Source organism: Lacinutrix sp. MEBiC02595 (assembly GCF_053601555.1).
Genome location: NZ_JBSHNU010000222.1, coordinates 481731 through 502551, shown reverse-complemented (window position 1 = coordinate 502551; position 20821 = coordinate 481731). Strand labels below are relative to the sequence as shown.

The window sequence follows — 20821 nt, the reverse complement described above, 5'->3', positions numbered from 1 at the left end:
TTCTTAATTAATTATAAAGTTACTGCTTCTCCTCCAGCTGCTTCGATAGCTGCTTTTGCAGTTGCTGTAAATTTATGAGCTGTTACTGTTAATTTAGATTTTAATTCACCACGTCCTAATATTTTAACTAGCTCATTTTTGCCAGCTAAACGTAACGTTATCATTGTATCTAGATCAAGAGTATCTTTAATTACTTTGTCATCAATTAACTGTTGTAGTTTATCTAGATTTACACCTTGATATTCCTTACGGTTAATATTAGTAAAACCAAATTTAGGTACACGACGTTGGATAGGCATTTGACCTCCTTCAAAACCAACTTTCTTAGAGTAACCAGAACGAGATTTAGCTCCTTTGTGACCACGTGTTGCAGTACCACCTTTTCCAGAACCTTGTCCACGACCTATTCGTTTACCTTGATTTTTTACTGAACCTTCTGCAGGTTTTAAATTACTTAAATCCATTTGTAAGTGTTATATTATTTTGCTTCTTCAACAGAAACTAAATGTGAAACTTTAGCAACCATACCAAGGATATTTGGTGTGGCATCGTGCTCTACTACTTGACCAATCTTTTTAAGACCAAGAGCTAATAATGTTCTCTTTTGTCTTTGCGTACGATTGATTGCACTCTTTACTTTTTTTACTTTTATCTTTGCCATCGTTTTCCTTTATTATCCTTTAAAAACTTTATCAAGAGAAACTCCTCTATCACGAGCAATTGTTCTTGCATCTCTTAGTTGTAATAAAGCATCAAATGTTGCTTTTACTACGTTATGAGGGTTTGATGAACCTTGAGATTTTGATAATACATCGTGTACTCCCACTGCCTCAAGAACTGTTCTCACAGCTCCACCAGCAATTACTCCTGTACCAGGAGCTGCAGGAATGATGTTTACTCTTGCTCCACCAAATTTTCCTTTTTGTTCATGTGGTAACGTACTTTTTATTAAAGGAATACGTACTAGGTTTTTCTTTGCGTCTTCTACTGCTTTTGCAATTGCACTAGCAACATCTTTAGACTTTCCTAAACCGTGTCCTACTACACCTGCCTCATCACCAACCACTACGATTGCTGAAAAACCAAATGCTCTACCACCTTTAGTTACTTTAGTAACTCTTTGTACACCAACTAAACGATCTTTAAGATCTAATCCACTTGGTTTAACAAGCTCTGCGCTTTTGTATTTGTGATTCATAATTTCTTAGAATTTAAGTCCTGCTTCTCTAGCTCCATCAGCTAATGATTTTACTCTACCGTGATAAATATAACCACCTCTATCAAAAGAGATTGTATTAATACCAGCTTTTATTGCTTTTTCGGCAACAGCTTTCCCTACTAATGTAGCTATTTCTGTCTTATTCCCTTTTGCAGAACTAATGTCTTTATCTCTTGAAGATGCAGCACTGATAGTATTACCAGTTTCATCATCAACTATTTGAGCATAAATTTCTTTATTACTTCTAAAAACAGATAATCTCGGTCTAGATCCTGTACCTGATACAGTCTTACGAATTCTGTTTTTTATTCTTATTCTTCTCTCGAATTTTGATAGTGCCATAACTTACTTATTAAGCTGATTTACCTGCTTTTCTTCTTAGTACTTCTCCAACAAACTTCACACCTTTTCCTTTGTAAGGTTCTGGTCTACGGAAGCCACGTATTTTTGCAGCAACTTGACCAACTAATTGTTTGTCGAAAGAAGTTAATTTTATAATTGGATTTTTTCCTTTATCTGAAACTGTTTCAATTTTAACTTCAGGAGCTATATCCAATACTATGTTATGCGAAAAACCTAAAGCTAAATCTAATTTTTGCCCTTGGCTTGATGCTCTATATCCTACACCTACTAACTCTAAATTTTTAGTCCATCCTTTAGATACACCTTCAATCATGTTATTAATTAAGGATCTATATAAACCATGTTTGGCTTTTTGATCTTTAGAGTCTGAAGAACGAGTAACCATTACGTTACCTTCCTCTACTTTGATTTCTACTGAATCAAAGTTTTGTGTTAATTCTCCTAATTTACCTTTTACAGTAACAACATTATCTTTAATGTCTACTGTTACGCCTTCTGGAATGGCTACCGGATTATTTCCTATTCTTGACATTTCTTTTGGGCTTTAAATTAGTAAACGTAACAAAGTACTTCACCACCTACATTATCTCTTTGTGCTTGCTTACCAGTCATTACTCCATGAGAAGTAGAAATGATGGCAATACCAAGACCGTTTAAGATTCTAGGTAATTCTTTAGAACTTGCATACTTACGTAAACCTGGTTTACTTATTCTTTGAATTTGCTTGATTACTGGTTCTTTTGTTTCTTTATTGTACTTAAGAGCAATTTTAATTGTCCCTTGTACTGAAGAATCGTCGAACTTGTAACTTAAAATATATCCTTGATCGAATAATATTTTAGTAATTTCCTTTTTCAAGTTAGAAGCAGGAATTTCCACCACTCTGTGGTTTGCTCTTACCGCATTTCTAACTCTAGTTAAATAATCCGCTATTGGATCTGTGTACATAACTAATTGATTTTGTGATCTTGGTTTTCAACGTTGGTGTTGAACCTAAAATCTGTTTATATTTAATTTTACCAACTTGCTTTTCTAACTCCTGGGATTAACCCTTGATTTGCCATTTCTCTAAATGTAACACGAGAAACACCAAAGGTACGCATGTATCCTTTAGGTCTTCCTGTTAATTTACATCTATTATGCATACGCACAGGCGAAGCGTTTTTAGGTAACTTTTGTAATGCTTCATAATCTCCAGCTTCTTTTAAAGCTTTACGTTTCTCTGCATACTTTGCTACTGTCTTTGCTCTTTTAACCTCGCGGGCTTTCATTGATTCTTTAGCCATAACTTAGTTCTTTTGAAAAGGTAACCCTAGTTCTGTTAATAATGATTTTGCTTCTTTATCTGTATCCGCAGAAGTTACAAATGTAATATCCATTCCTGAGATTTTGTTTACCTTATCGATATTAATCTCTGGAAAGATAATTTGTTCTACAACTCCTAAGTTATAGTTACCTCTTCCGTCAAATCCTGTAGCTTTAATTCCGTTAAAATCTCTTACACGAGGTAAGGCAGATGTAATAAAACGGTCTAAAAACTCATACATTCTTTCCCCTCGTAAAGTTACTTTTACACCAATTGGCATACCTTTACGTAGTTTAAATGTAGCAACATCCTTTTTAGAAATTGTTGCTATAGCTTTTTGTCCAGTTATAGTTGTTATTTCTTCTAACGCGTAGTCGATTAACTTTTTATCTGCAACTGCCGCTCCAACTCCTTTAGATAAAACTATCTTTTTAAGTTTTGGAACTTCCATTACATTTTTATAACTAAATTCTTCTGTAAGAGCAGCAATTATTTTGCTTTTATACTCTTCTTTAAGTCTTGGTGAATATGCCATAACTATATTACTTCATTAGATTTTTTTGAAAATCTTACTTTCTTATCGCCTTCCATTCTATAACCAACTCTTGTTGTTTCTCCTTTCGAAGTTAACAATGATAAGTTAGAAATTTGAATTGCAGCTTCTTTTTCTACGATTCCACCTTGAGGACTTTGAGCACTTGGTTTAGTATGTTTCTTAACCATGTTTACTCCCTCAACGATCGCTTTGTTCTTATCGGTTAATACCTTAAGTACTTTCCCTTCTGATCCTTTATGATCTCCAGCAATTACTCTAATAGTATCTCCTGATTTTATTTTAAGCTTTGTCATCTTAATATATTGTCTTAAAGCACTTCTGGTGCTAATGATACAATTTTCATGAATTGTTTATCACGAAGTTCTCTAGCAACAGGTCCAAATACACGTGTTCCTCTCATTTCACCCGTTGGGTTTAAAAGCACACAAGCATTGTCATCAAATCTTATATAAGATCCGTCTGGACGTCTTACTTCTTTCTTAGTACGTACTACAACTGCGGTAGAAACAGCTCCTTTTTTAATGTTTCCATTAGGAGTTGCGTCTTTTACAGCAACAACAATTTTGTCACCTACAGATGCGTATCTTCTTTTTGTACCACCTAGAACACGAATGGTTAAAACCTCTTTTGCTCCAGTGTTATCAGCTACCTTTAATCTTGATTCTGTTTGTACCATAATTATTTAGCTCTTTCAATTATTTCAACTAATCTCCAACATTTCGATTTAGATAAAGGTCTTGTTTCCATGATCTTTACTGTATCTCCAATGTTACAGTCGTTTGTTTCGTCGTGTGCAACATATTTTTTTGTTTTTAACACGAACTTACCATACATAGGATGTTTTACTTTTTTTACTTCGGCAACAACGATTGATTTCATCATTTTGTTACTAGTAACTACTCCTACACGTTCTTTTCTTAAGTTTCTTTTTTCCATCTTTTCAGCTGAATTATTGTAATTCTCTTTTAGTTAATTCAGTCGCAATTCTAGCTACCGCTCTTCTTACAGAACGTAATTGAATTGGATTCTCTAAAGGAGATACTACATGAGCCATTTTAAGGTCTGAATAACTTTTTCTTGTCTCACTAAGTTTCTCTTGTAACTCAGCAATAGATAATTCTTTAACTTCTGATTGTTTCATCATCTTAAATTATTATGCTTGATAATCTCTAGCAATTACAAACTTAGTTTTAACTGGTAATTTTTGTGCTGCTAAACGTAATGCTTCTTGCGCTACTTCTAATGGCACACCACCAATTTCGAATAATATTCTTCCCGGTTTAACAACCGCTGCCCAATATTCTACGGCACCTTTACCTTTACCCATACGTACTTCTAGAGGTTTCTTTGTGATTGGCTTATCTGGAAAGATTTTTATCCACAAAGATCCTTCTCTTTTCATGTAACGAGTAGCAGCAATACGTGCAGCTTCAATTTGACGTGAAGTTAAAAAGTTTGAATCTAATGATTTTATTCCAAAAGTACCGTATGATAATTGGTGACCTCTACCAGAGTTCCCCTTCATACGTCCCTTTTGCATTTTTCTAAATTTTGTTTTTTTAGGCTGTAACATTTTGTCTTTTCTTTAAAAAATTACTTTCTACGACGAGATTGATTCTTGTTATCTCTTCCGCCTCTTCCACCTTTTCCTTGCTTCTTAGATAATCCAACAAGCGGAGAAAGTTCTCTTTTACCATATACTTCACCTTTCATGATCCATACTTTTACACCCAATCTACCATAAGTAGTGTGTGCCTCAACTAAAGCATAGTCAATATCGGCTCTAAAGGTTGATAAAGGAATACGTCCATCTTTGTAGTGTTCAGAACGTGCCATTTCAGCACCATTTAAACGACCACTAATTTGAATTTTAATTCCTTCAGCATTCATTCGCATTGTAGCAGCAATTGCCATCTTGATAGCACGTCTGTATGAAATTCTGTTTTCAATTTGACGAGCAATACTCGATCCTACTAAAAATGCGTCAAGTTCTGGTCTTTTGATTTCAAATATGTTTATTTGAACCTCTTTACCTGTAATCTTTTTAAGCTCTTCTTTTAACTTGTCTACCTCTTGTCCACCTTTTCCGATAATAATACCAGGTCTAGCAGTAGTGATAGTAACGGTTACAAGTTTTAAAGTTCTCTCAATGATTACTCTTGAAACACTAGCTTTAGATAAACGTGCATGAACATACTCTCTGATTTTATAATCTTCAGCAAGTTTGTCACCATAATCGTTTCCTCCATACCAGTTAGATTCCCATCCTCTGATAATTCCTAAGCGATTTCCGATTGGATTTGTTTTTTGTCCCATATCTACCTTAGCTTTGTGTGTTATTGTTAGCTCCTACCACTATTGTAACGTGGTTTGAACGTTTTCTAATTCTGTGTGCGCGACCTTGAGGTGCTGGACGTAATCTTTTTAACATAGATCCGCCATCTACTCTAATCTCTTTAACAAATAATTCAGCCTCTTCTATGCTTGCATCTTCGTTTTTAGCTTGCCAGTTTGCAATTGCAGACAACAATAATGTTTCTAAACGATTTGAAGCTTCTTTTTGGCTAAATTTTAATATGTTAAGTGCCTTTTCTACGCGTTCACCTCTTACTAAATCGGCTACTAAACGCATTTTTCTTGGTGATGTAGGACAGTTATTAAGTTTTGCAAAAGCGATTTCCTTTTTTGCTTCCTTAATAGCGTCTGCCATTTGTTTTTTACGACTTCCCATAGCTCTACTTTTTACCTTTATTTTTAGCACCAGCGTGACCTCTAAAAGATCTTGTTGGTGAAAATTCTCCTAACTTATGTCCTACCATGTTTTCTGTTACGTAAACTGGTACAAATTGACGACCGTTATGTACTGCTATTGTTTGTCCAACAAAATCTGGAGTAATCATACTTGCTCTTGACCAAGTTTTGATTACTGTCTTTTTGTTAGCGTCCACATTAGCTGCAACTTTCTTTTCTAGTTTATAATGAACGTAAGGTCCTTTTTTTAATGATCTTGACATATCTTATTTCTTTCTACGTTCTACAATATATTTATTACTCGCTTTTGTTTTAGAACGGGTTCTATAACCTTTAGCAGGTATACCATTTCTAGAACGAGGATGTCCTCCAGAAGATTTTCCTTCTCCACCACCCATTGGATGATCGACAGGATTCATTACTACTGGTCTAGTACGTGGACGTCTACCTAACCATCTTGTTCTACCAGCCTTACCTGATACTAACAATTGATGATCTGAGTTAGAAACAACTCCTATTGTAGCCATACAAGTTACTAACACTAAACGTGTTTCACCTGAAGGTAATTTTACAGTTGCAAACTTACCATCTCTCGCCATTAATTGAGCAAATGCTCCAGCACTACGAGCCATAACAGCTCCTTGACCTGGACGTAACTCTAAACAAGAAATAATAGTTCCTAAAGGTATTTTACCTAAAGGCATTGCGTTTCCAATTTCTGGACCTGCTGTATCACCTGACACTACTGTCTGACCTACTTGTAAGCCATTTTGAGCAATAATGTATCTTTTCTCGCCATCTTGATAATTCAATAATGCGATAAAAGCGGTTCTGTTTGGATCGTATTGAATAGACATAACTTCACCAGGAACTCCTGCTTTGTCACGTTTAAAATCGATAATACGATACTTACGTTTATGACCTCCACCTATATAGCGCATGGTCATTCTTCCTTGACTGTTTCTACCACCAGACCTTTTATTCGGAGCTAATAAACTTTTCTCCGGCTTATCAGTAGTAATGGCGTCAAATCCGTTTACTACTCTAAATCGCTGTCCTGGTGTGATTGGTTTTAATTTTCTTACTGACATTTGTCTTTAATTACATGTTAGTGTATAAATCAATGATCTCACCTTCCGCCAGTTGTACAATTGCTTTTTTAACAGCATTTGTTTTACCATGTTGAATACCAGTTTTTGTAAACTTAGTACTTCTATCTGGACGGACATTTATAGTACGAACTTTTTCAACAGAAACTCCATAAGCAGCTTCCACTGCTTTTTTAATTTCTACCTTGTTCGCCTTTGTCTTCACTTGAAAAGTATAGCAGTTGTTTAACTCGCTATTTGCTGTCGCTTTTTCTGTGATTATCGGTTTAATTAAGATATTCATTTGTTTCTTATTTACTTAAATTCGTTTCAATTCCTTCTAAAGAACTCTCTAAAAGAACTACTTGATTTGCATTTAAAATCTTGTAAGTGCTTAACTCTGAGTTTATTAACACTTCAGTGCCTTTTAAATTGCGTGACGACAAATATACATTATTATTTGACGCACCCAACACAAACAGTGATTTTTTGTTTTCTAGTCCTAAAGCTTTTAAAACTGCAGTGAAATTTTTAGTCTTTGGCGTATCGAAGTTTAAATCTTCTAATACTACAATTGACTTCTCACTTGCCTTAATACTTAAAGCTGATTTACGAGCTAAACGTTTAAGGTTTTTGTTTAATTTAAAGCTATAGTTTCTTGGTCTTGGACCGAACATACGACCTCCACCTCTAAAAACTCCTGACTTAATAGATCCAGCTCTTGCTGTACCTGTTCCTTTTTGCTTTTTAATCTTACGCGTACTTCCAGTAATCTCCGCTCTTTCTTTAGCTTTATGAGTACCTTGTCTTTGGTTTGCTAAGTATTGCTTAACATCCAAATATACCGCATGATTATTAGGTTCAATAGCAAACACATCTTTAGAAAGGTCTACCTTTCTTCCTGTGTCTTTTCCGTTAATATCTACAACTGCTACTTTCATTATTTTCTAATAATTACATAAGCGTTTTTATGACCAGGAACACATCCTTTAACCACAAGTAGATTCTTATCAGCAACTACTTTTAAAACTCTTAAATTTTGAACTTTTACTGTGTCTCCACCCATTCTACCTGCCATTTTCATTCCCTTGAATACTCTCGCAGGATATGAAGCAGCACCAATAGAACCTGGAGCTCTTAAACGGTTGTGTTGACCGTGCGTTGCTTGACCAACTCCGGCAAATCCATGACGTTTTACAACACCTTGAAATCCTTTACCTTTTGAAGTTCCAGCTACATCAACAAACTCACCTTCTGTAAAGTGTTCTACTGTTATAGCATCTCCTAATTTGTACTCCGCATCAAAACCTTGAAATTCAACGATTTTACGCTTAACAGAAGTACCCGCTTTTTTAGCATGACCTAAGTCAGCTTTAGTAGCGCTCTTTTCTGTCGCGTCATCGAAACCAAGTTGAATGGCTTCATAACCATCAACTTCTTCAGTTCTGACTTGGGTAACGATACATGGTCCAGCTTCGATTACTGTACAAGGAATATTTTTCCCGTTTTCATCAAAGATGCTGGTCATACCGATTTTCTTTCCAATTAACCCAGACATATTATTATTTATTTATTTGTTACTATTTATTAAAAAAACAAGGCTGAAAAATACGTTTCAGCCTTGAATTGTATTTTTACCGTTTTTCCTTAACCATCGTTAAGGACATGTAAGTTTAAACTTAAACTTTGATCTCTACTTCAACACCACTTGGCAACTCTAACTTCATTAGAGCGTCAATTGTTTTAGAAGATGAAGAGTAAATATCTAATAAACGCTTATAAGAGCTTAATTGAAATTGTTCTCTTGACTTCTTGTTTACGTGAGGTGAACGTAATACAGTGAAAATTTTCTTGTGTGTTGGTAATGGAATTGGTCCAGTTACAACAGCTCCTGTACTTTTTACTGTTTTTACAATCTTTTCAGCAGACTTGTCTACTAAGTTATGATCGTAAGACTTTAATTTGATTCTAATTTTTTGACTCATTTTCTTAACTTTTTAAGATTGTTCTCCTTTAGCTGCTTTGATCACTTCTTCAGATACATTTGAAGGTGTTTCGGCATAGTGTGAAAATTCCATAGTAGAAGTTGCTCTACCAGATGATAATGTTCTTAATGTAGTTACATAACCGAACATTTCCGATAATGGTACAGTAGCTTTTACAGTTTTTGCACCAGCTCTATCACCCATATCACTCATTTGACCTCTTCTTCTATTTAAATCACCAACAATATCACCCATGTTTTCTTCTGGTGTAATCACCTCCAATTTCATGATTGGTTCCATTATAACCGCTTTCGCTGCTTTCGCTGAATTTTTAAATCCAAGTTTAGCTGCTAATTCGAATGATAACTGATCTGAATCGACATCGTGATAAGATCCATCTCTCAATGTCACTTTCATTGCGTCTACTTCAAAACCTGCTAATGGTCCGTTAGCCATTGCCATTTTAAATCCTTTTTCAATAGAAGGGATAAATTCTTTAGGAACGTTACCACCTTTAATTACAGATTCAAATTGAAGACCTACAACACCTTCGTCTGCTGGTTCAATCGTAAATACGATATCCGCAAACTTACCACGACCACCAGATTGTTTCTTATAAACTTCTCTATGATCTGCAGCTTGTGTAATAGCCTCTTTATACTCTACTTGTGGTTGCCCTTGATTTACTTCTACTTTAAACTCACGTCTTAAACGGTCTACAATTACATCTAGGTGAAGTTCACCCATTCCTGAAATAATAGTCTGTCCTGAAGCTTCGTCTGAACGTACAGTAAACGTAGGATCTTCTTCCGCTAATTTAGCTAAGCCCATTCCTAATTTATCCACATCTGCCTTCGTCTTAGGCTCCACTGCGATACCAATTACTGGATCTGGGAAGTCCATAGATTCTAAAACTATAGGGAATTTTTCAGCTGAAAGTGTATCTCCTGTTTTGATAGATTTAAATCCAACAGCAGCTCCAATATCTCCAGCTTCTATATAATCAATTGCATTTTGTTTGTTTGCATGCATTTGGTAGATACGTGAAATACGCTCTTTCTTACCAGAACGATTATTTAACACATAAGAACCTGCATCTAAACGACCAGAATATGCTCTAAAGAATGCTAAACGACCTACAAAAGGATCTGTAGCAATTTTAAAAGCTAATGCAGCGAAAGGTTCGTCTACACTTGGCTTACGAATTTCTTCTTTATCTGTATCTGGGTTAATACCTACAATACCTTCCTTATCCATAGGAGAAGGTAAGTAACGACATACAGCATCTAATAAGAACTGTACCCCTTTATTTTTAAAAGCAGAACCACAAATCATTGGAATGATAGCCATATCCATTACAGCAGCTCTAAGTGCAGCATGCACTTCTTCTTCTGTAATAGAGTTTTCATCTTCCATGAATTTCTCTAATAAATTCTCGTCGTAACTAGCTACTTCTTCAATAAGTTTACCACGAAGAATTCTTGCTTCTTCTTTAAGCTCTTCCGGAATATCTACAACATCAAATGTTGCTCCCATTCCTTCTTCATGCCATACGATAGCTCTATTCTTAACTAAATCAACGATACCTTTAAAGTTCTCTTCGTCACCAATATTTAAAACTATAGGCACTGCATTAGAACCTAACATTTCTTTAACTTGGCCACAAACCATCATAAAATCAGATCCTTGACGGTCCATTTTATTAACGAAACCAATTCTTGGCACTTTATAGTTATCCGCTAGTCTCCAGTTCGTTTCAGATTGAGGCTCAACACCATCTACTGCACTAAACAAGAATACTAAACCATCTAATACACGTAAAGAACGATTTACTTCTACCGTAAAATCTACGTGACCTGGAGTATCAATAATATTAAAGTGATAATCCTTTGTTTCTGCAAGAACTTGAGCGTTCTCTTTTGGAAACTGCCATGTACATGTTGTAGCAGCAGACGTAATAGTAATACCACGTTCTTGCTCTTGCTCCATCCAGTCCATTGTTGCAGCACCATCATGTACTTCACCAATTTTATGTGAAACTCCTGTATAATATAGAATACGCTCTGTTGTTGTTGTTTTACCAGCATCAATATGAGCAGCAATCCCAATATTTCTTGTATATTTTAAATCTCTTGCCATTTCTTAAAATCTAAAGTGAGAGAATGCTTTATTTGCTTCTGCCATTTTATGCGTGTCAGTACGCTTTTTAACTGCTGCTCCTTCTTCTTTAGCTGCTGCTAAAACCTCTGAAGCTAAACGTTGTGCCATAGATTTCTCATTTCTTTTACGAGAATAACTAATTAACCACTTCATTGCTGTTGAAACTTTTCTGTCTGGACGGATTTGCATTGGTATTTGAAATGTTGCTCCTCCAACTCTACGACTACGCACTTCTACGTGAGGCATAACGTTAGATAACGCTTCTTTCCAAACCTCTAAGGCTGTTTTTTCGTCGTCTGTTTTCTTTTCTTCTACGATTGCAATTGCATCATAAAATACTTTAAAAGCTATAGACTTTTTACCATCCCACATCATCATATTAACGAAACGAGTTACTAACTGGTCGTTAAATTTTGGATCTGGCAAAAGCGGTCTTTTCTTCGCTGCTCTTTTTCTCATGTCTTCTTCTTAAAGTTTAAATTACTTCTTAGGGCGTTTTGCACCATACTTAGATCTACGTTGCGTTCTACCTGCAACACCTGCTGTGTCTAAGGCACCACGAACAATGTGATATCTAACTCCTGGTAAATCTTTTACCCTTCCACCTCTAACCAATACTATCGAGTGCTCTTGTAAATTGTGTCCTTCACCACCGATGTATGCATTAACCTCGTTACCGTTTGTTAAACGAACCCTTGCTACCTTACGCATTGCTGAGTTAGGTTTTTTAGGTGTCGTCGTGTAAACACGAGTACACACACCACGTCTTTGTGGACACGAATCTAAAGCAGCCGATTTACTCTTCTTGGTTATTTTGGCTCTTCCTTTTCGTACTAATTGTGAAATTGTTGGCATATATATTATATATAATTTTTTAAAGTCCTCTTCTTAGAGGGCTGCAAATGTAGGAATTAATTTGAAAATATCAAACAACTGGGCATTAATTTTTTACATAAATTAAAATTTAGGATTCAATCTATATTAATTTTGTTGTTTTTCCGTTAGATTTACACAATAAAAAGTTTTCATATACCTGTGTCTAAATCTTTCTTTTTACCGCTTATTCTATGTATTCTATTTTCTTCGGAAGCGATTAGTCAGCAATTATATTTAAAAGTTACTGGTGAAACCGAATTGGAAACAAAACGAATAGATTCTATTTCTTACCAAAAGAAGCACATAGATTTAAATACCGTTAAAAAGGAAATAGATTCGCTTCAAATAAAGTTATTCCAAATTGGCTATATTGAAAATGACTTCCAAAATTTAAACAAAGAGAATGATTCTACGTATTCGGTATTATTCCGTTTAAAACATCGATATCATAACATACATATATATTATGATGAAGCCATAATCGGAAAATCGGTACTAGAGCAAGTTTCCAATCTAGTTTATGACGATTTTTTTATTTTACCGTTTAATAGCATAGAACGCTCTCTATATTCCATAAACTCCAAAATTAGCGATCAAGGTTTTCCATTTAGCGAAATTACCCTTCAAGATATATCCGTAAAAAACAAAACTACCTTAAAGGCAACTTTAGTTTTAAAAGAAACACTAGATAAAAGAACTATAGATAAAATTATCTTAAAGGGTTACGAGAAATTCCCAAAATCCTATTTAAAGCATTATTTAAAATTAAAAAAGAGGAAAACATTTAACCTTTCTGAAATCAAAAAAAAGACCGCCGTCTTAAAAGAATTAAAATTTGCAAATCAAATTAAAGAACCCGAAGTTTTATTCACAAAAGACTCCACCATATTATATCTATATCTTAAAAAGGCAAAAAGCAATAATTTTGATGGCTTTTTAGGTTTTGGAACGAATGAAACTACCAACAAAATAGATTTTAATGGATACCTTAATCTCAACTTAAATAATAATCTAAATACTGGTGAATCTTTTCAACTCATTTATAAGAGTGATGAGAATGAGCAAAAAACATTTAATGCCAATCTAAGTTTGCCTTATTTATTTAATTCTCCTCTTGGAGCTGAAGTTGGTTTGCAGATTTTTAAAAAAGATTCCTCCTTTACAACCGTTAATCAAATTGCTAAATTATTTTATCAAATAAATCCGCAAACCAGAATTCACTTTGGTATTAATAGCACAAAATCCAATAGTTTATTAAGCGAGTCTAATACTTTACCAGAAATACAAGACTATAACTCAAATATCTATAATTTAAGATTTACTTACAATAAACTTCAAAACAACTTTCTCTTTGACAAGAATCTCTTTTTGGCCCTCGAAGTAGGTAATGGAAAAAGAAGTTTTGCTAATAACACCGAAAATCAAACGCTTCTATTTATAGATGCTTTTAAAATTTTTAATTTAAACAAAAAAAACAGCGCATATATAAGAATTAATGGTTCTGGTTTATTCTCAAAAAATTATTTAGAAAATGAATTATTTAGATTTGGTGGTATAAACTCTATTCGGGGTTTTGAAGAAAATAGTCTTACGGCCTCCTTATATGCGCTTACCAACACCGAATACAGATACCAGCTAAGCAACTCCCTATATATACATTCCATTATTGATTTCTCCTATTTGGAAAATACGCTTACCAGTCAAAAAGAAAAATTATATGGTTTTGGCTTTGGTTTTGGCTTATTAACTAAGGCAGGATTACTAAAATTTAATTATGCTAATGGTAAAAGCGAAAATCAAAAATTCAAATTCTCTAATTCCAAAATCCACCTAAGCTTAACAGCCATTTTTTAACGTAATATTGGCCTTAAAAGTGATGTTTTGAAAAAAAAATCAAAATTTTAACCAATTATTATTGTTTTATTAACTTTTTATTATGATTTTTGGCATAGACTAATTCAAATAAAATATAAAATGAAAACAAAGTTTAGTGGAATTTTAACGCTATTACTGGCGTTTGTTGTGCAATTTACGTTTGCACAAGAAAAAACAATTTCGGGAACAGTTTCTGATGAAAACGGTTTGCCTCTTCCAACGGCAACGGTAATCATTAAAGGAACTACTACTGGGGCATCAACTGATTTTGATGGTAACTATACCATTAATGCAAAACAAGGTGATGTTTTAATTTTTAGTTATGTTGGTTATTCAAACCAAACAAAAACTGTAGGTGCATCTAACAAAATAGATGCTTCTCTAGAACCAGACAACACTTTAGATGAAGTTGTTGTAACTGCTCTTGGTATTAAAAAATCAGAGAAAGCAATTGGTTATTCAGTACAAAAAGTATCTGGTGAAGGTCTTACTGAAGCTAGAGAAGGAAACTTAGTAAATGCGCTTTCTGGTAAAGCTGCAGGTATTCAAGTTACCAACAGTTCAGGTAGTGTAGGTGCTTCTTCAAGAATAGTATTAAGAGGGAACTCTACTATTACAGGAAACAACCAACCTTTATTTGTTGTTGATGGTGTGCCATTAGATAACTCTTCTTATAGTGGAGCATCTTCTACTGGTGGAGCTGATTTACCAAATGGTGCTTCGGATATCAATCCAGATGACATTGAGTCTATTTCTGTATTAAAGGGGCCTAATGCTGCTGCTTTATACGGTGTACGTGGGGCAAATGGAGTTATCGTAATTACTACCAAGTCTGGTGGTAACAAAGATGGTTCTTTCGCTGTGAGTATTAACTCTAACGCAAGTTTCTCTAATCCTTTAAGATTACCAGATTACCAAAATTCTTATGGTCAAGGTTCTAACCCTGATTATTTCGAGTTTGTAGATGGTGCTAATGGTGGTGTTAATGATGGTGTTGATGAAAGTTGGGGTCCTGCTTTAGATTCAGGTTTTGAATTTATTCAATGGGATTCTCAATTAAACGGAGGTCAAGCTTTACCATGGGTATCAAGTCCTGATAACGTAAAAGACTTTTTTGATACAGGAGTTGCTTTAAGTAACAGTATTACTGTAACTTCAGGTGGTGAAAAAGGATCCATGAGATTCTCTTTAGGTAAGTCTGAACAAGATGGTATGTTACCTTTTACTGAACTTAATAGATTGAACCTTGGTTTCAACGGTAAAATGGATTTAGGTAAAAAGTTTCATGCAGGAATGTCTGTAAGTTATATCAATACAGAAAGTGATAACTTACCAATTGGTGGTTATACAAATGAAAACCCAATGCAACAGTTCATCTGGTCTGCAAGACAGGTAAATTTCTCAGACTTTAAAGACTGGAGAAACTTACCATTAGCAGCAGCAGGAACGCCAGCAGAAGGTACTCCATTAAACTGGAATGCAAACTTCCAAAACAATCCTTACTGGGTATTAGAAAACAACAGAAATACATTTGATAAAAATCGTTTCGTTGGTAATATTTTCTTTACTTATGACTTCTCAGACAAATTTTCTATTACTACAAAATACAGTAGAGATCAATATACACAATCTGAAAAAAGAATTAAATCCCAAGGATCTAACGAAAATCTTTTTGGTTATTACGCAGAATTCAAAAGAGATTACTCTGAAACTAACTTAGAGTTATTATTATCTTACAACACCGATTTATCAGAAAGCTTTAGCTTATCTCTTAATGCTGGTACCAATGGAATGAAAAGAAATTATTCTTCTTTAATTGGTGAAGCTGCTCAATTAGAGTTACCTGGTTTATACAATTTATCTAATATCAAAACAGGTGCAACACCAACATACTTTAATACAACTAGTAATAGAAGAATTAATAGTGTGTACGGATTTGGATCTATTGGATATAACGATTACTTATTCTTAGAATTCTCTGGAAGAAATGACTGGGCTTCAGTATTGCCTGTACAAAACAATTCTTTCTTTTACCCTTCTGTTTCTTTATCTGCAATCGTTTCAGATATGGTGGACTTAGATGGTGCTAAAATTGATTACTTAAAATTAAGAGGTGGTTGGTCTAAAGTAGGTAGTACTGGTGCATTAGGACCATACAACTTAAATCAAACATATTCTTTAGCAAATAATGCTTTTGGTAACTTAGCATCTACTCCTAACACAAGGTTTAATGATGATTTAACTCCTGAGTCTGTAACTGGTTTTGAAGCTGGTATAGATGTAAGAATGTTTAAAAGTAGAATTAAATTTAGTGCAACTTACTACGATCAATTAAGTGAGGACTTAATTTTACCTATTCAATTATCTGCTTCTACAGGACAAACAAGTGCTTGGAAAAATGCAGGAGAAATGTCTAATAAAGGTATTGAATTATCTTTAGGAGTTTCTATAATTGATAACGATGACTTTAAATTAGGTGTAGATTTAAACTGGGCTAAAAATGAGAACGAAGTTGTTTCTTTAGGAGGTCTTGATTCATACATATTAGGTGGTCAATGGGGAGTTAGATTAGAAGCTAGAACTGGAGAGCCTTATGGAGTTCTTGTAGGTAGAGGTTTTGAAACCAATGATGCTGGACAAGTAATTTACGAAAATGGTTTACCTGTTGTAGATCAAGAATACAAAGTATTAGGAGATATTGCACCAGACTGGACAGGAGGTGTTAGCTTAAACTTAGAATACAAAGGGATTACATTAAGTACACTAATAGATGCTAAAATAGGTGGAGAGGTACATAGTATGTCTTATGCTTGGGGTAGATATGCAGGTGTCTTAGAAGAAACTCTTGTAGGAAGAGAAACTGGAATCGTTGGAAATGGAGTTATGTCTGATGGTGCTGGTGGATATGTTGCAAATAATGTAGCTGCTCCTGCTAGAGCTTTTAACCAAGCAGCATTTGGTAATGGTGTAGAAGAAAGTGCTATTTTTGATGCATCTTATGTTAAATTAAGATCTGTTTCTTTAGGTTACTCATTACCTAAGACTTTATTAAAAAACACTTTTATTACAAATGCTAGATTTGCGGTTGTAGGTAGAAACTTAGCCTTATTATATTCTAAAGTTCCTCACATTGATCCTGAAACTGGTTTCAGTAGTGATAATGGAGATCAAGGACAAGAATTTGGTCAAATACCATCTGCTCGTTCAGTTGGATTTAATGTAAACTTATCATTCTAAAAAAAAATAAAACATGAAAAATACAAAAATAATTTTTCTCCTACTTTTATCATTAGTTATTGCTAGCTGTGATAGTGATTTTGGAGAAGTAAATACAGATCCTGATAACGCCACAGAAGTTCCTGCGCATTTATTATTAGGTAATATCATTAGAATCAACCAAAACGTTGTATACAACGCTCAAGGTGGTGGAGATATGGGTGAATGTTGGGCACAACATTGGTCTAAAGTACAATATAACGACGAAGCTCGTTATGTTCCAAGACGTGCTGTAATTGATGGAATTTGGGATAATCTTTATGCAGATGTTTTAAGTGATGCAAAATCGATGTACCAATTAGCGGAAGCGGAAGGTAACACGAACTTACAAGCTGTATCTTTAATCATGCAAGCTAACGCTTTTCAAATCTTAACAGATCTATATGGTCCAATACCATTTGCAGAAGCTTTAAACCCTGCTATTGAGCAACCAGCTTACAGTACTTCTCAAGAAGTATATGCAGGTATATTAGAGATGTTAACTCAAGCAGACGCATTATTAGCTTCTGGTACTGGTGAAATAACTGCTAGTTCAGATTTATTATATGCAGGTGATGTATCTAAATGGGAGAAATTTGGTAACTCTTTAAAATTTAAAGTGTTAATGCGCTCTAATGGTTCTGCGTCAGAATTACAAACATTAGTAACTGAAGGTAAAATGTTTGCATCTAATGCAGATAGTGCACAATTAGTTTATAATGAAATCGCACCAGATGCTAACCCTATTTATGAAACTATCGTAGATGGTAACAGATCTGAATATAAAATTTGTTCACCAGTTGTAGATATTCTTACTGGATTGTCAGATCCTAGATTACCTATTTATGCAGGTGAAAATGTAGATGGAAACATTATTGGAAAGCCTGCAGGATATACTGGTTTACCTAGTGATGCTTTAGGATATACTTATGGAAACATTAGTCCTTTAGGTGACTTTTATTTAAGTCCAACATTACCTGGTGTAATTATGTCTCACTCTCAATTAAAATTATTAATGGCAGAAGCTGCTAATGAAGGAAAAATTGGAGGTAGCTTAGCTGCTGCTAAAATGTACATGGACGAAGGTATTATTGCTAGTTTTGATTTCAACGAAGCTGATGGTGGTGCTGATTATGCTGCTACTATTGCACTTACGACTCAAGGCGATGCAAGAGAAAAAATCGCTACTCAAGTGTGGATTTCTTTATTTGGTCAAGGATTTGAATCATGGACAGAATGGAGAAGAACTGGTTTTCCAGCTTTAACACCAGCTGTTGAAGGTGATATCTCATCTATACCAACTCGTTTATATTACCCAACTACTGAAGTTTCATTAAACAACGCTAGTTATGAAGCAGCGAAAGCTTCTTTAAGCAGTGGTGATGAATTAACTTCAACATTATTCTGGCAATAATCAAAAAAAAGAAAAAAATGAAAAATTTAAAAAATATATTAAGAATATTAACTATTGCTCTTGTAGTGGTTAGTTGTGACTCAGATGATTCTGAAAGTATTGAAGCTTCAGCTGTTGCTGGATTTACAATAGATAATAACGATTCTTCAGGAGTTATTTTAGGAATTCCTGCATCAGGACTTCCCTTATCAGATGCTGATATTGATTTTACGTCAACGAATCTAGATTTTGATTTAAAATTAAGATTTGGAAGCCTTGCTGGTATAGAAAAAGTGCAAGTAGTAAAAACACATACTGCACATGAAACAGTAGATGGAGAACTTGTTGATATCGTGAGCGAAGAAGCAGTTGCTGCAGAAACTACTACTCTTCCTTTTAATGTGATTTACTCTAGTATTGATGATTACACTTCTGGTTTATCTTTAGCATCTAATGCTATCCGTATTGGAGATGTATTTACTTTTAGAGTTAAACTTTTTAAGAGTGATGGATCTGTTATCTATTTCAATGATGAGTTTGGTACTTTTAAAGTAATTGTAAATTGTGCTTCAAATTTAGCAGGAACTTATAGCGTTACTAGTACAAATACTACTACTGGTTTCATTAGAGTACAAGGTATTGAAACAATAACAGAAGTATCTCCAGGATACTATTACGCTCAAACTCCAGGAACTTGGACTTTAGGAGGTCTAGGTACTGCTCCCGCAGCTACACAAGGTTACAATTTTCAAGATACTTGTAACATAATAACTGTTCCTGCTCAAAAACTAGCGCAAGGCTTCTATAGTAATGATGTTTTTAGTCATGCTGATGGACAAGTTCAAGCTAACGGAGATATTGTAACAATATATACCATTACATTTGATGCTGGAAATAATGAGTACAGTTCTACATACGTAAAACAGTAAAATAAACTAAAATGAAAAAAATGAAAAAAACAATTAAAAACATAGCATTACTTTTGTTTACAGGTATTATTTTTACTGCTTGTGATAATGATGATGCGACCGGAGACTCTATAATAGACTACTCATCCGTTGAAGTAACATTATCTAGTACAATGAATAATACGGTAATTGATGAGTCTTTAATAGACCCAGATGATTTACCAGTGGTAACGCTTACTGCTACTATTGCAGAGCCAAACCCTCTTTCATTAAGAGTACCAATTGTAATAGCAAATTCAAGTACTGCAGATGCTGATGATTTTATCATGGCAGAATTAATTATTCCTGCTTTACAAACTTCTGCTACGATTGAAATTGAAATCGCTAAAAATGGATATGTTGAAGGTAATGAAACACTAGTATTAACTGGTGTAGATGCGGCTGGAATGACAGTAACTCCTTTTGAATTAACTATTGATATCGAAAATGATTACATTAACGATGTGTTAGATTTAACTTTATCTTGGGATGGAGAATTCGAAAACGGAGATTTAACATTAACTAGCATTTGTGCAATTGATTATGATATTGTATTAGCTAATAGTGCAGGTGCAATTGTTTCCTATATTGCTGGTACAGCTGATTGTCCTGAAGTGGGTTCAATTTCTGGTCTTGCAGATGGAACATACTATATTCTTGCAGATATGTATGAAAACCCGTATAGTGGTGATGGTTTTACAGATACAATACCATTAACATTAGAATATTCTCAAGAATATTTTACTACAAGTGGTGTAATTACAAATGCAAACCATACTTTAGGTACCGTGCAATCAACTCATGATGCTGTAGGGAACTCAGCTTTTGATGCTGCTGCTGGTATAGCAATAATTGAAGTATCCGGTTATAATTATACAGTTACATCTTTATAATATTTAACCATTTAAATACCAAAAACCACCTCAATAGAGGTGGTTTTTTTATATCCTTTATTTAACAAAAAACGCCTTTTAAATCCTATAAAAAGAATACAGTATCTCTACCATGGTATTCCCATTATATAAAAAGGTATTGTCTTCCTAATCT

General features: G+C 34.3%; 29 protein-coding genes. 5 read left to right on the top strand and 24 right to left on the bottom strand.

Annotated elements, in window-relative coordinates; translation table 11 throughout:
• Positions 1-11: 11 nt before the first annotated feature.
• From rplO to rpsL, 24 genes are all read right to left on the bottom strand, one after another.
• Positions 12-464 (bottom strand): 50S ribosomal protein L15, encoded by a 453-nt coding sequence (rplO, locus tag ACVCZW_RS12090; RefSeq protein WP_055442867.1) that lies wholly within the window; start codon positions 462-464, stop codon positions 12-14.
• 14 nt (positions 465-478) lie between these two features.
• On the bottom strand, positions 479-661 hold the full coding sequence (rpmD, locus tag ACVCZW_RS12085) for a 50S ribosomal protein L30 (protein ID WP_055442868.1): 183 nt from the start codon (positions 659-661) through the stop codon (positions 479-481).
• Between the two features lie 12 nt (positions 662-673).
• Positions 674-1198 carry a 30S ribosomal protein S5 gene (rpsE, locus tag ACVCZW_RS12080; protein ID WP_452228671.1) on the bottom strand — a complete coding sequence of 175 codons (525 nt, stop codon included), beginning with the start codon at positions 1196-1198 and terminating at the stop codon, positions 674-676.
• Between the two features lie 6 nt (positions 1199-1204).
• Positions 1205-1561, bottom strand: a complete 357-nt coding sequence (gene rplR, locus ACVCZW_RS12075; protein ID WP_452228670.1) for a 50S ribosomal protein L18 — start codon at positions 1559-1561, stop codon at positions 1205-1207.
• Between the two features lie 10 nt (positions 1562-1571).
• Complete coding sequence (rplF, locus tag ACVCZW_RS12070; RefSeq protein WP_452228669.1) at positions 1572-2114, bottom strand: 50S ribosomal protein L6; 543 nt, start codon at positions 2112-2114, stop codon at positions 1572-1574.
• 17 nt (positions 2115-2131) lie between these two features.
• On the bottom strand, positions 2132-2530 hold the full coding sequence (gene rpsH, locus ACVCZW_RS12065; RefSeq protein ID WP_452228668.1) for a 30S ribosomal protein S8: 399 nt from the start codon (positions 2528-2530) through the stop codon (positions 2132-2134).
• A gap of 68 nt (positions 2531-2598) precedes the next feature.
• Positions 2599-2868 (bottom strand): 30S ribosomal protein S14, encoded by a 270-nt coding sequence (rpsN, locus tag ACVCZW_RS12060; protein ID WP_033960808.1) that lies wholly within the window; start codon positions 2866-2868, stop codon positions 2599-2601.
• Positions 2869-2871: 3 nt separating this feature from the next.
• Entirely contained in the window at positions 2872-3423 is a 552-nt protein-coding gene (gene rplE, locus ACVCZW_RS12055; protein ID WP_452228667.1) for a 50S ribosomal protein L5, read from the bottom strand.
• A 2-nt stretch (positions 3424-3425) separates the two neighbouring features.
• Positions 3426-3737: a 50S ribosomal protein L24 gene (gene rplX, locus ACVCZW_RS12050; protein WP_055442875.1), complete on the bottom strand. Its 312-nt coding sequence runs from the start codon at positions 3735-3737 to the stop codon at positions 3426-3428.
• Positions 3738-3751: 14 nt separating this feature from the next.
• Positions 3752-4120 carry a 50S ribosomal protein L14 gene (rplN, locus tag ACVCZW_RS12045; protein ID WP_452228666.1) on the bottom strand — a complete coding sequence of 123 codons (369 nt, stop codon included), beginning with the start codon at positions 4118-4120 and terminating at the stop codon, positions 3752-3754.
• Between the two features lie 2 nt (positions 4121-4122).
• Entirely contained in the window at positions 4123-4380 is a 258-nt protein-coding gene (rpsQ, locus tag ACVCZW_RS12040) for a 30S ribosomal protein S17 (RefSeq protein WP_055442877.1), read from the bottom strand.
• A 13-nt stretch (positions 4381-4393) separates the two neighbouring features.
• The gene (gene rpmC, locus ACVCZW_RS12035; protein WP_452228665.1) at positions 4394-4585 is read right to left on the bottom strand and encodes a 50S ribosomal protein L29; all 192 of its coding nucleotides are present in this window, start codon (positions 4583-4585) and stop codon (positions 4394-4396) included.
• 12 nt (positions 4586-4597) lie between these two features.
• Positions 4598-5017, bottom strand: a complete 420-nt coding sequence (gene rplP / locus ACVCZW_RS12030) for a 50S ribosomal protein L16 (RefSeq protein ID WP_452228664.1) — start codon at positions 5015-5017, stop codon at positions 4598-4600.
• Between the two features lie 20 nt (positions 5018-5037).
• Entirely contained in the window at positions 5038-5760 is a 723-nt protein-coding gene (gene rpsC / locus ACVCZW_RS12025; protein WP_055442879.1) for a 30S ribosomal protein S3, read from the bottom strand.
• A 7-nt stretch (positions 5761-5767) separates the two neighbouring features.
• Complete coding sequence (gene rplV / locus ACVCZW_RS12020; protein WP_452228663.1) at positions 5768-6175, bottom strand: 50S ribosomal protein L22; 408 nt, start codon at positions 6173-6175, stop codon at positions 5768-5770.
• A gap of 4 nt (positions 6176-6179) precedes the next feature.
• Positions 6180-6458, bottom strand: coding sequence for a 30S ribosomal protein S19 (rpsS, locus tag ACVCZW_RS12015; protein ID WP_055442880.1), 279 nt, complete (start codon positions 6456-6458; stop codon positions 6180-6182).
• Positions 6459-6461: 3 nt separating this feature from the next.
• A complete protein-coding gene (rplB, locus tag ACVCZW_RS12010; RefSeq protein WP_452228662.1) occupies positions 6462-7286 on the bottom strand; it encodes a 50S ribosomal protein L2 in 825 nt (274 codons plus the stop codon).
• Positions 7287-7296: 10 nt separating this feature from the next.
• Entirely contained in the window at positions 7297-7587 is a 291-nt protein-coding gene (rplW, locus tag ACVCZW_RS12005) for a 50S ribosomal protein L23 (RefSeq protein WP_452228661.1), read from the bottom strand.
• A gap of 7 nt (positions 7588-7594) precedes the next feature.
• Complete coding sequence (gene rplD, locus ACVCZW_RS12000) at positions 7595-8224, bottom strand: 50S ribosomal protein L4 (protein ID WP_452228660.1); 630 nt, start codon at positions 8222-8224, stop codon at positions 7595-7597.
• On the bottom strand, positions 8224-8841 hold the full coding sequence (gene rplC, locus ACVCZW_RS11995) for a 50S ribosomal protein L3 (RefSeq protein ID WP_452228659.1): 618 nt from the start codon (positions 8839-8841) through the stop codon (positions 8224-8226). Before rplC ends, rplD begins: the two co-directional genes overlap by 1 nt.
• 121 nt (positions 8842-8962) lie before the next feature.
• Positions 8963-9268, bottom strand: coding sequence for a 30S ribosomal protein S10 (gene rpsJ, locus ACVCZW_RS11990; protein WP_010181931.1), 306 nt, complete (start codon positions 9266-9268; stop codon positions 8963-8965).
• A gap of 12 nt (positions 9269-9280) precedes the next feature.
• Positions 9281-11407 (bottom strand): elongation factor G, encoded by a 2127-nt coding sequence (fusA, locus tag ACVCZW_RS11985; RefSeq protein ID WP_452228658.1) that lies wholly within the window; start codon positions 11405-11407, stop codon positions 9281-9283.
• Positions 11408-11410: 3 nt separating this feature from the next.
• Positions 11411-11887 (bottom strand): 30S ribosomal protein S7, encoded by a 477-nt coding sequence (rpsG, locus tag ACVCZW_RS11980; protein ID WP_452228657.1) that lies wholly within the window; start codon positions 11885-11887, stop codon positions 11411-11413.
• Positions 11888-11908: 21 nt separating this feature from the next.
• Positions 11909-12283: a 30S ribosomal protein S12 gene (rpsL, locus tag ACVCZW_RS11975; protein ID WP_008269190.1), complete on the bottom strand. Its 375-nt coding sequence runs from the start codon at positions 12281-12283 to the stop codon at positions 11909-11911.
• Positions 12284-12463: 180 nt separating this feature from the next.
• Here rpsL and ACVCZW_RS11970 point away from each other — a divergent pair, with 180 nt between their 5' ends.
• The 5 genes from ACVCZW_RS11970 to ACVCZW_RS11950 all read left to right on the top strand — a co-directional run bounded on the left by ACVCZW_RS11970 (position 12464) and on the right by ACVCZW_RS11950 (position 20667).
• Positions 12464-14158, top strand: coding sequence for a POTRA domain-containing protein (locus ACVCZW_RS11970; RefSeq protein ID WP_452232524.1), 1695 nt, complete (start codon positions 12464-12466; stop codon positions 14156-14158).
• 120 nt (positions 14159-14278) lie between these two features.
• The gene (locus tag ACVCZW_RS11965; protein WP_452228655.1) at positions 14279-17416 is read left to right on the top strand and encodes a SusC/RagA family TonB-linked outer membrane protein; all 3138 of its coding nucleotides are present in this window, start codon (positions 14279-14281) and stop codon (positions 17414-17416) included.
• Positions 17417-17429: 13 nt separating this feature from the next.
• Entirely contained in the window at positions 17430-18848 is a 1419-nt protein-coding gene (locus ACVCZW_RS11960) for a SusD/RagB family nutrient-binding outer membrane lipoprotein (RefSeq protein ID WP_452232523.1), read from the top strand.
• A gap of 17 nt (positions 18849-18865) precedes the next feature.
• Positions 18866-19756 (top strand): hypothetical protein, encoded by an 891-nt coding sequence (locus ACVCZW_RS11955; protein WP_452228653.1) that lies wholly within the window; start codon positions 18866-18868, stop codon positions 19754-19756.
• Between the two features lie 20 nt (positions 19757-19776).
• Positions 19777-20667 (top strand): hypothetical protein, encoded by an 891-nt coding sequence (locus ACVCZW_RS11950; RefSeq protein ID WP_452228652.1) that lies wholly within the window; start codon positions 19777-19779, stop codon positions 20665-20667.
• Positions 20668-20821 lie beyond the last annotated feature (154 nt).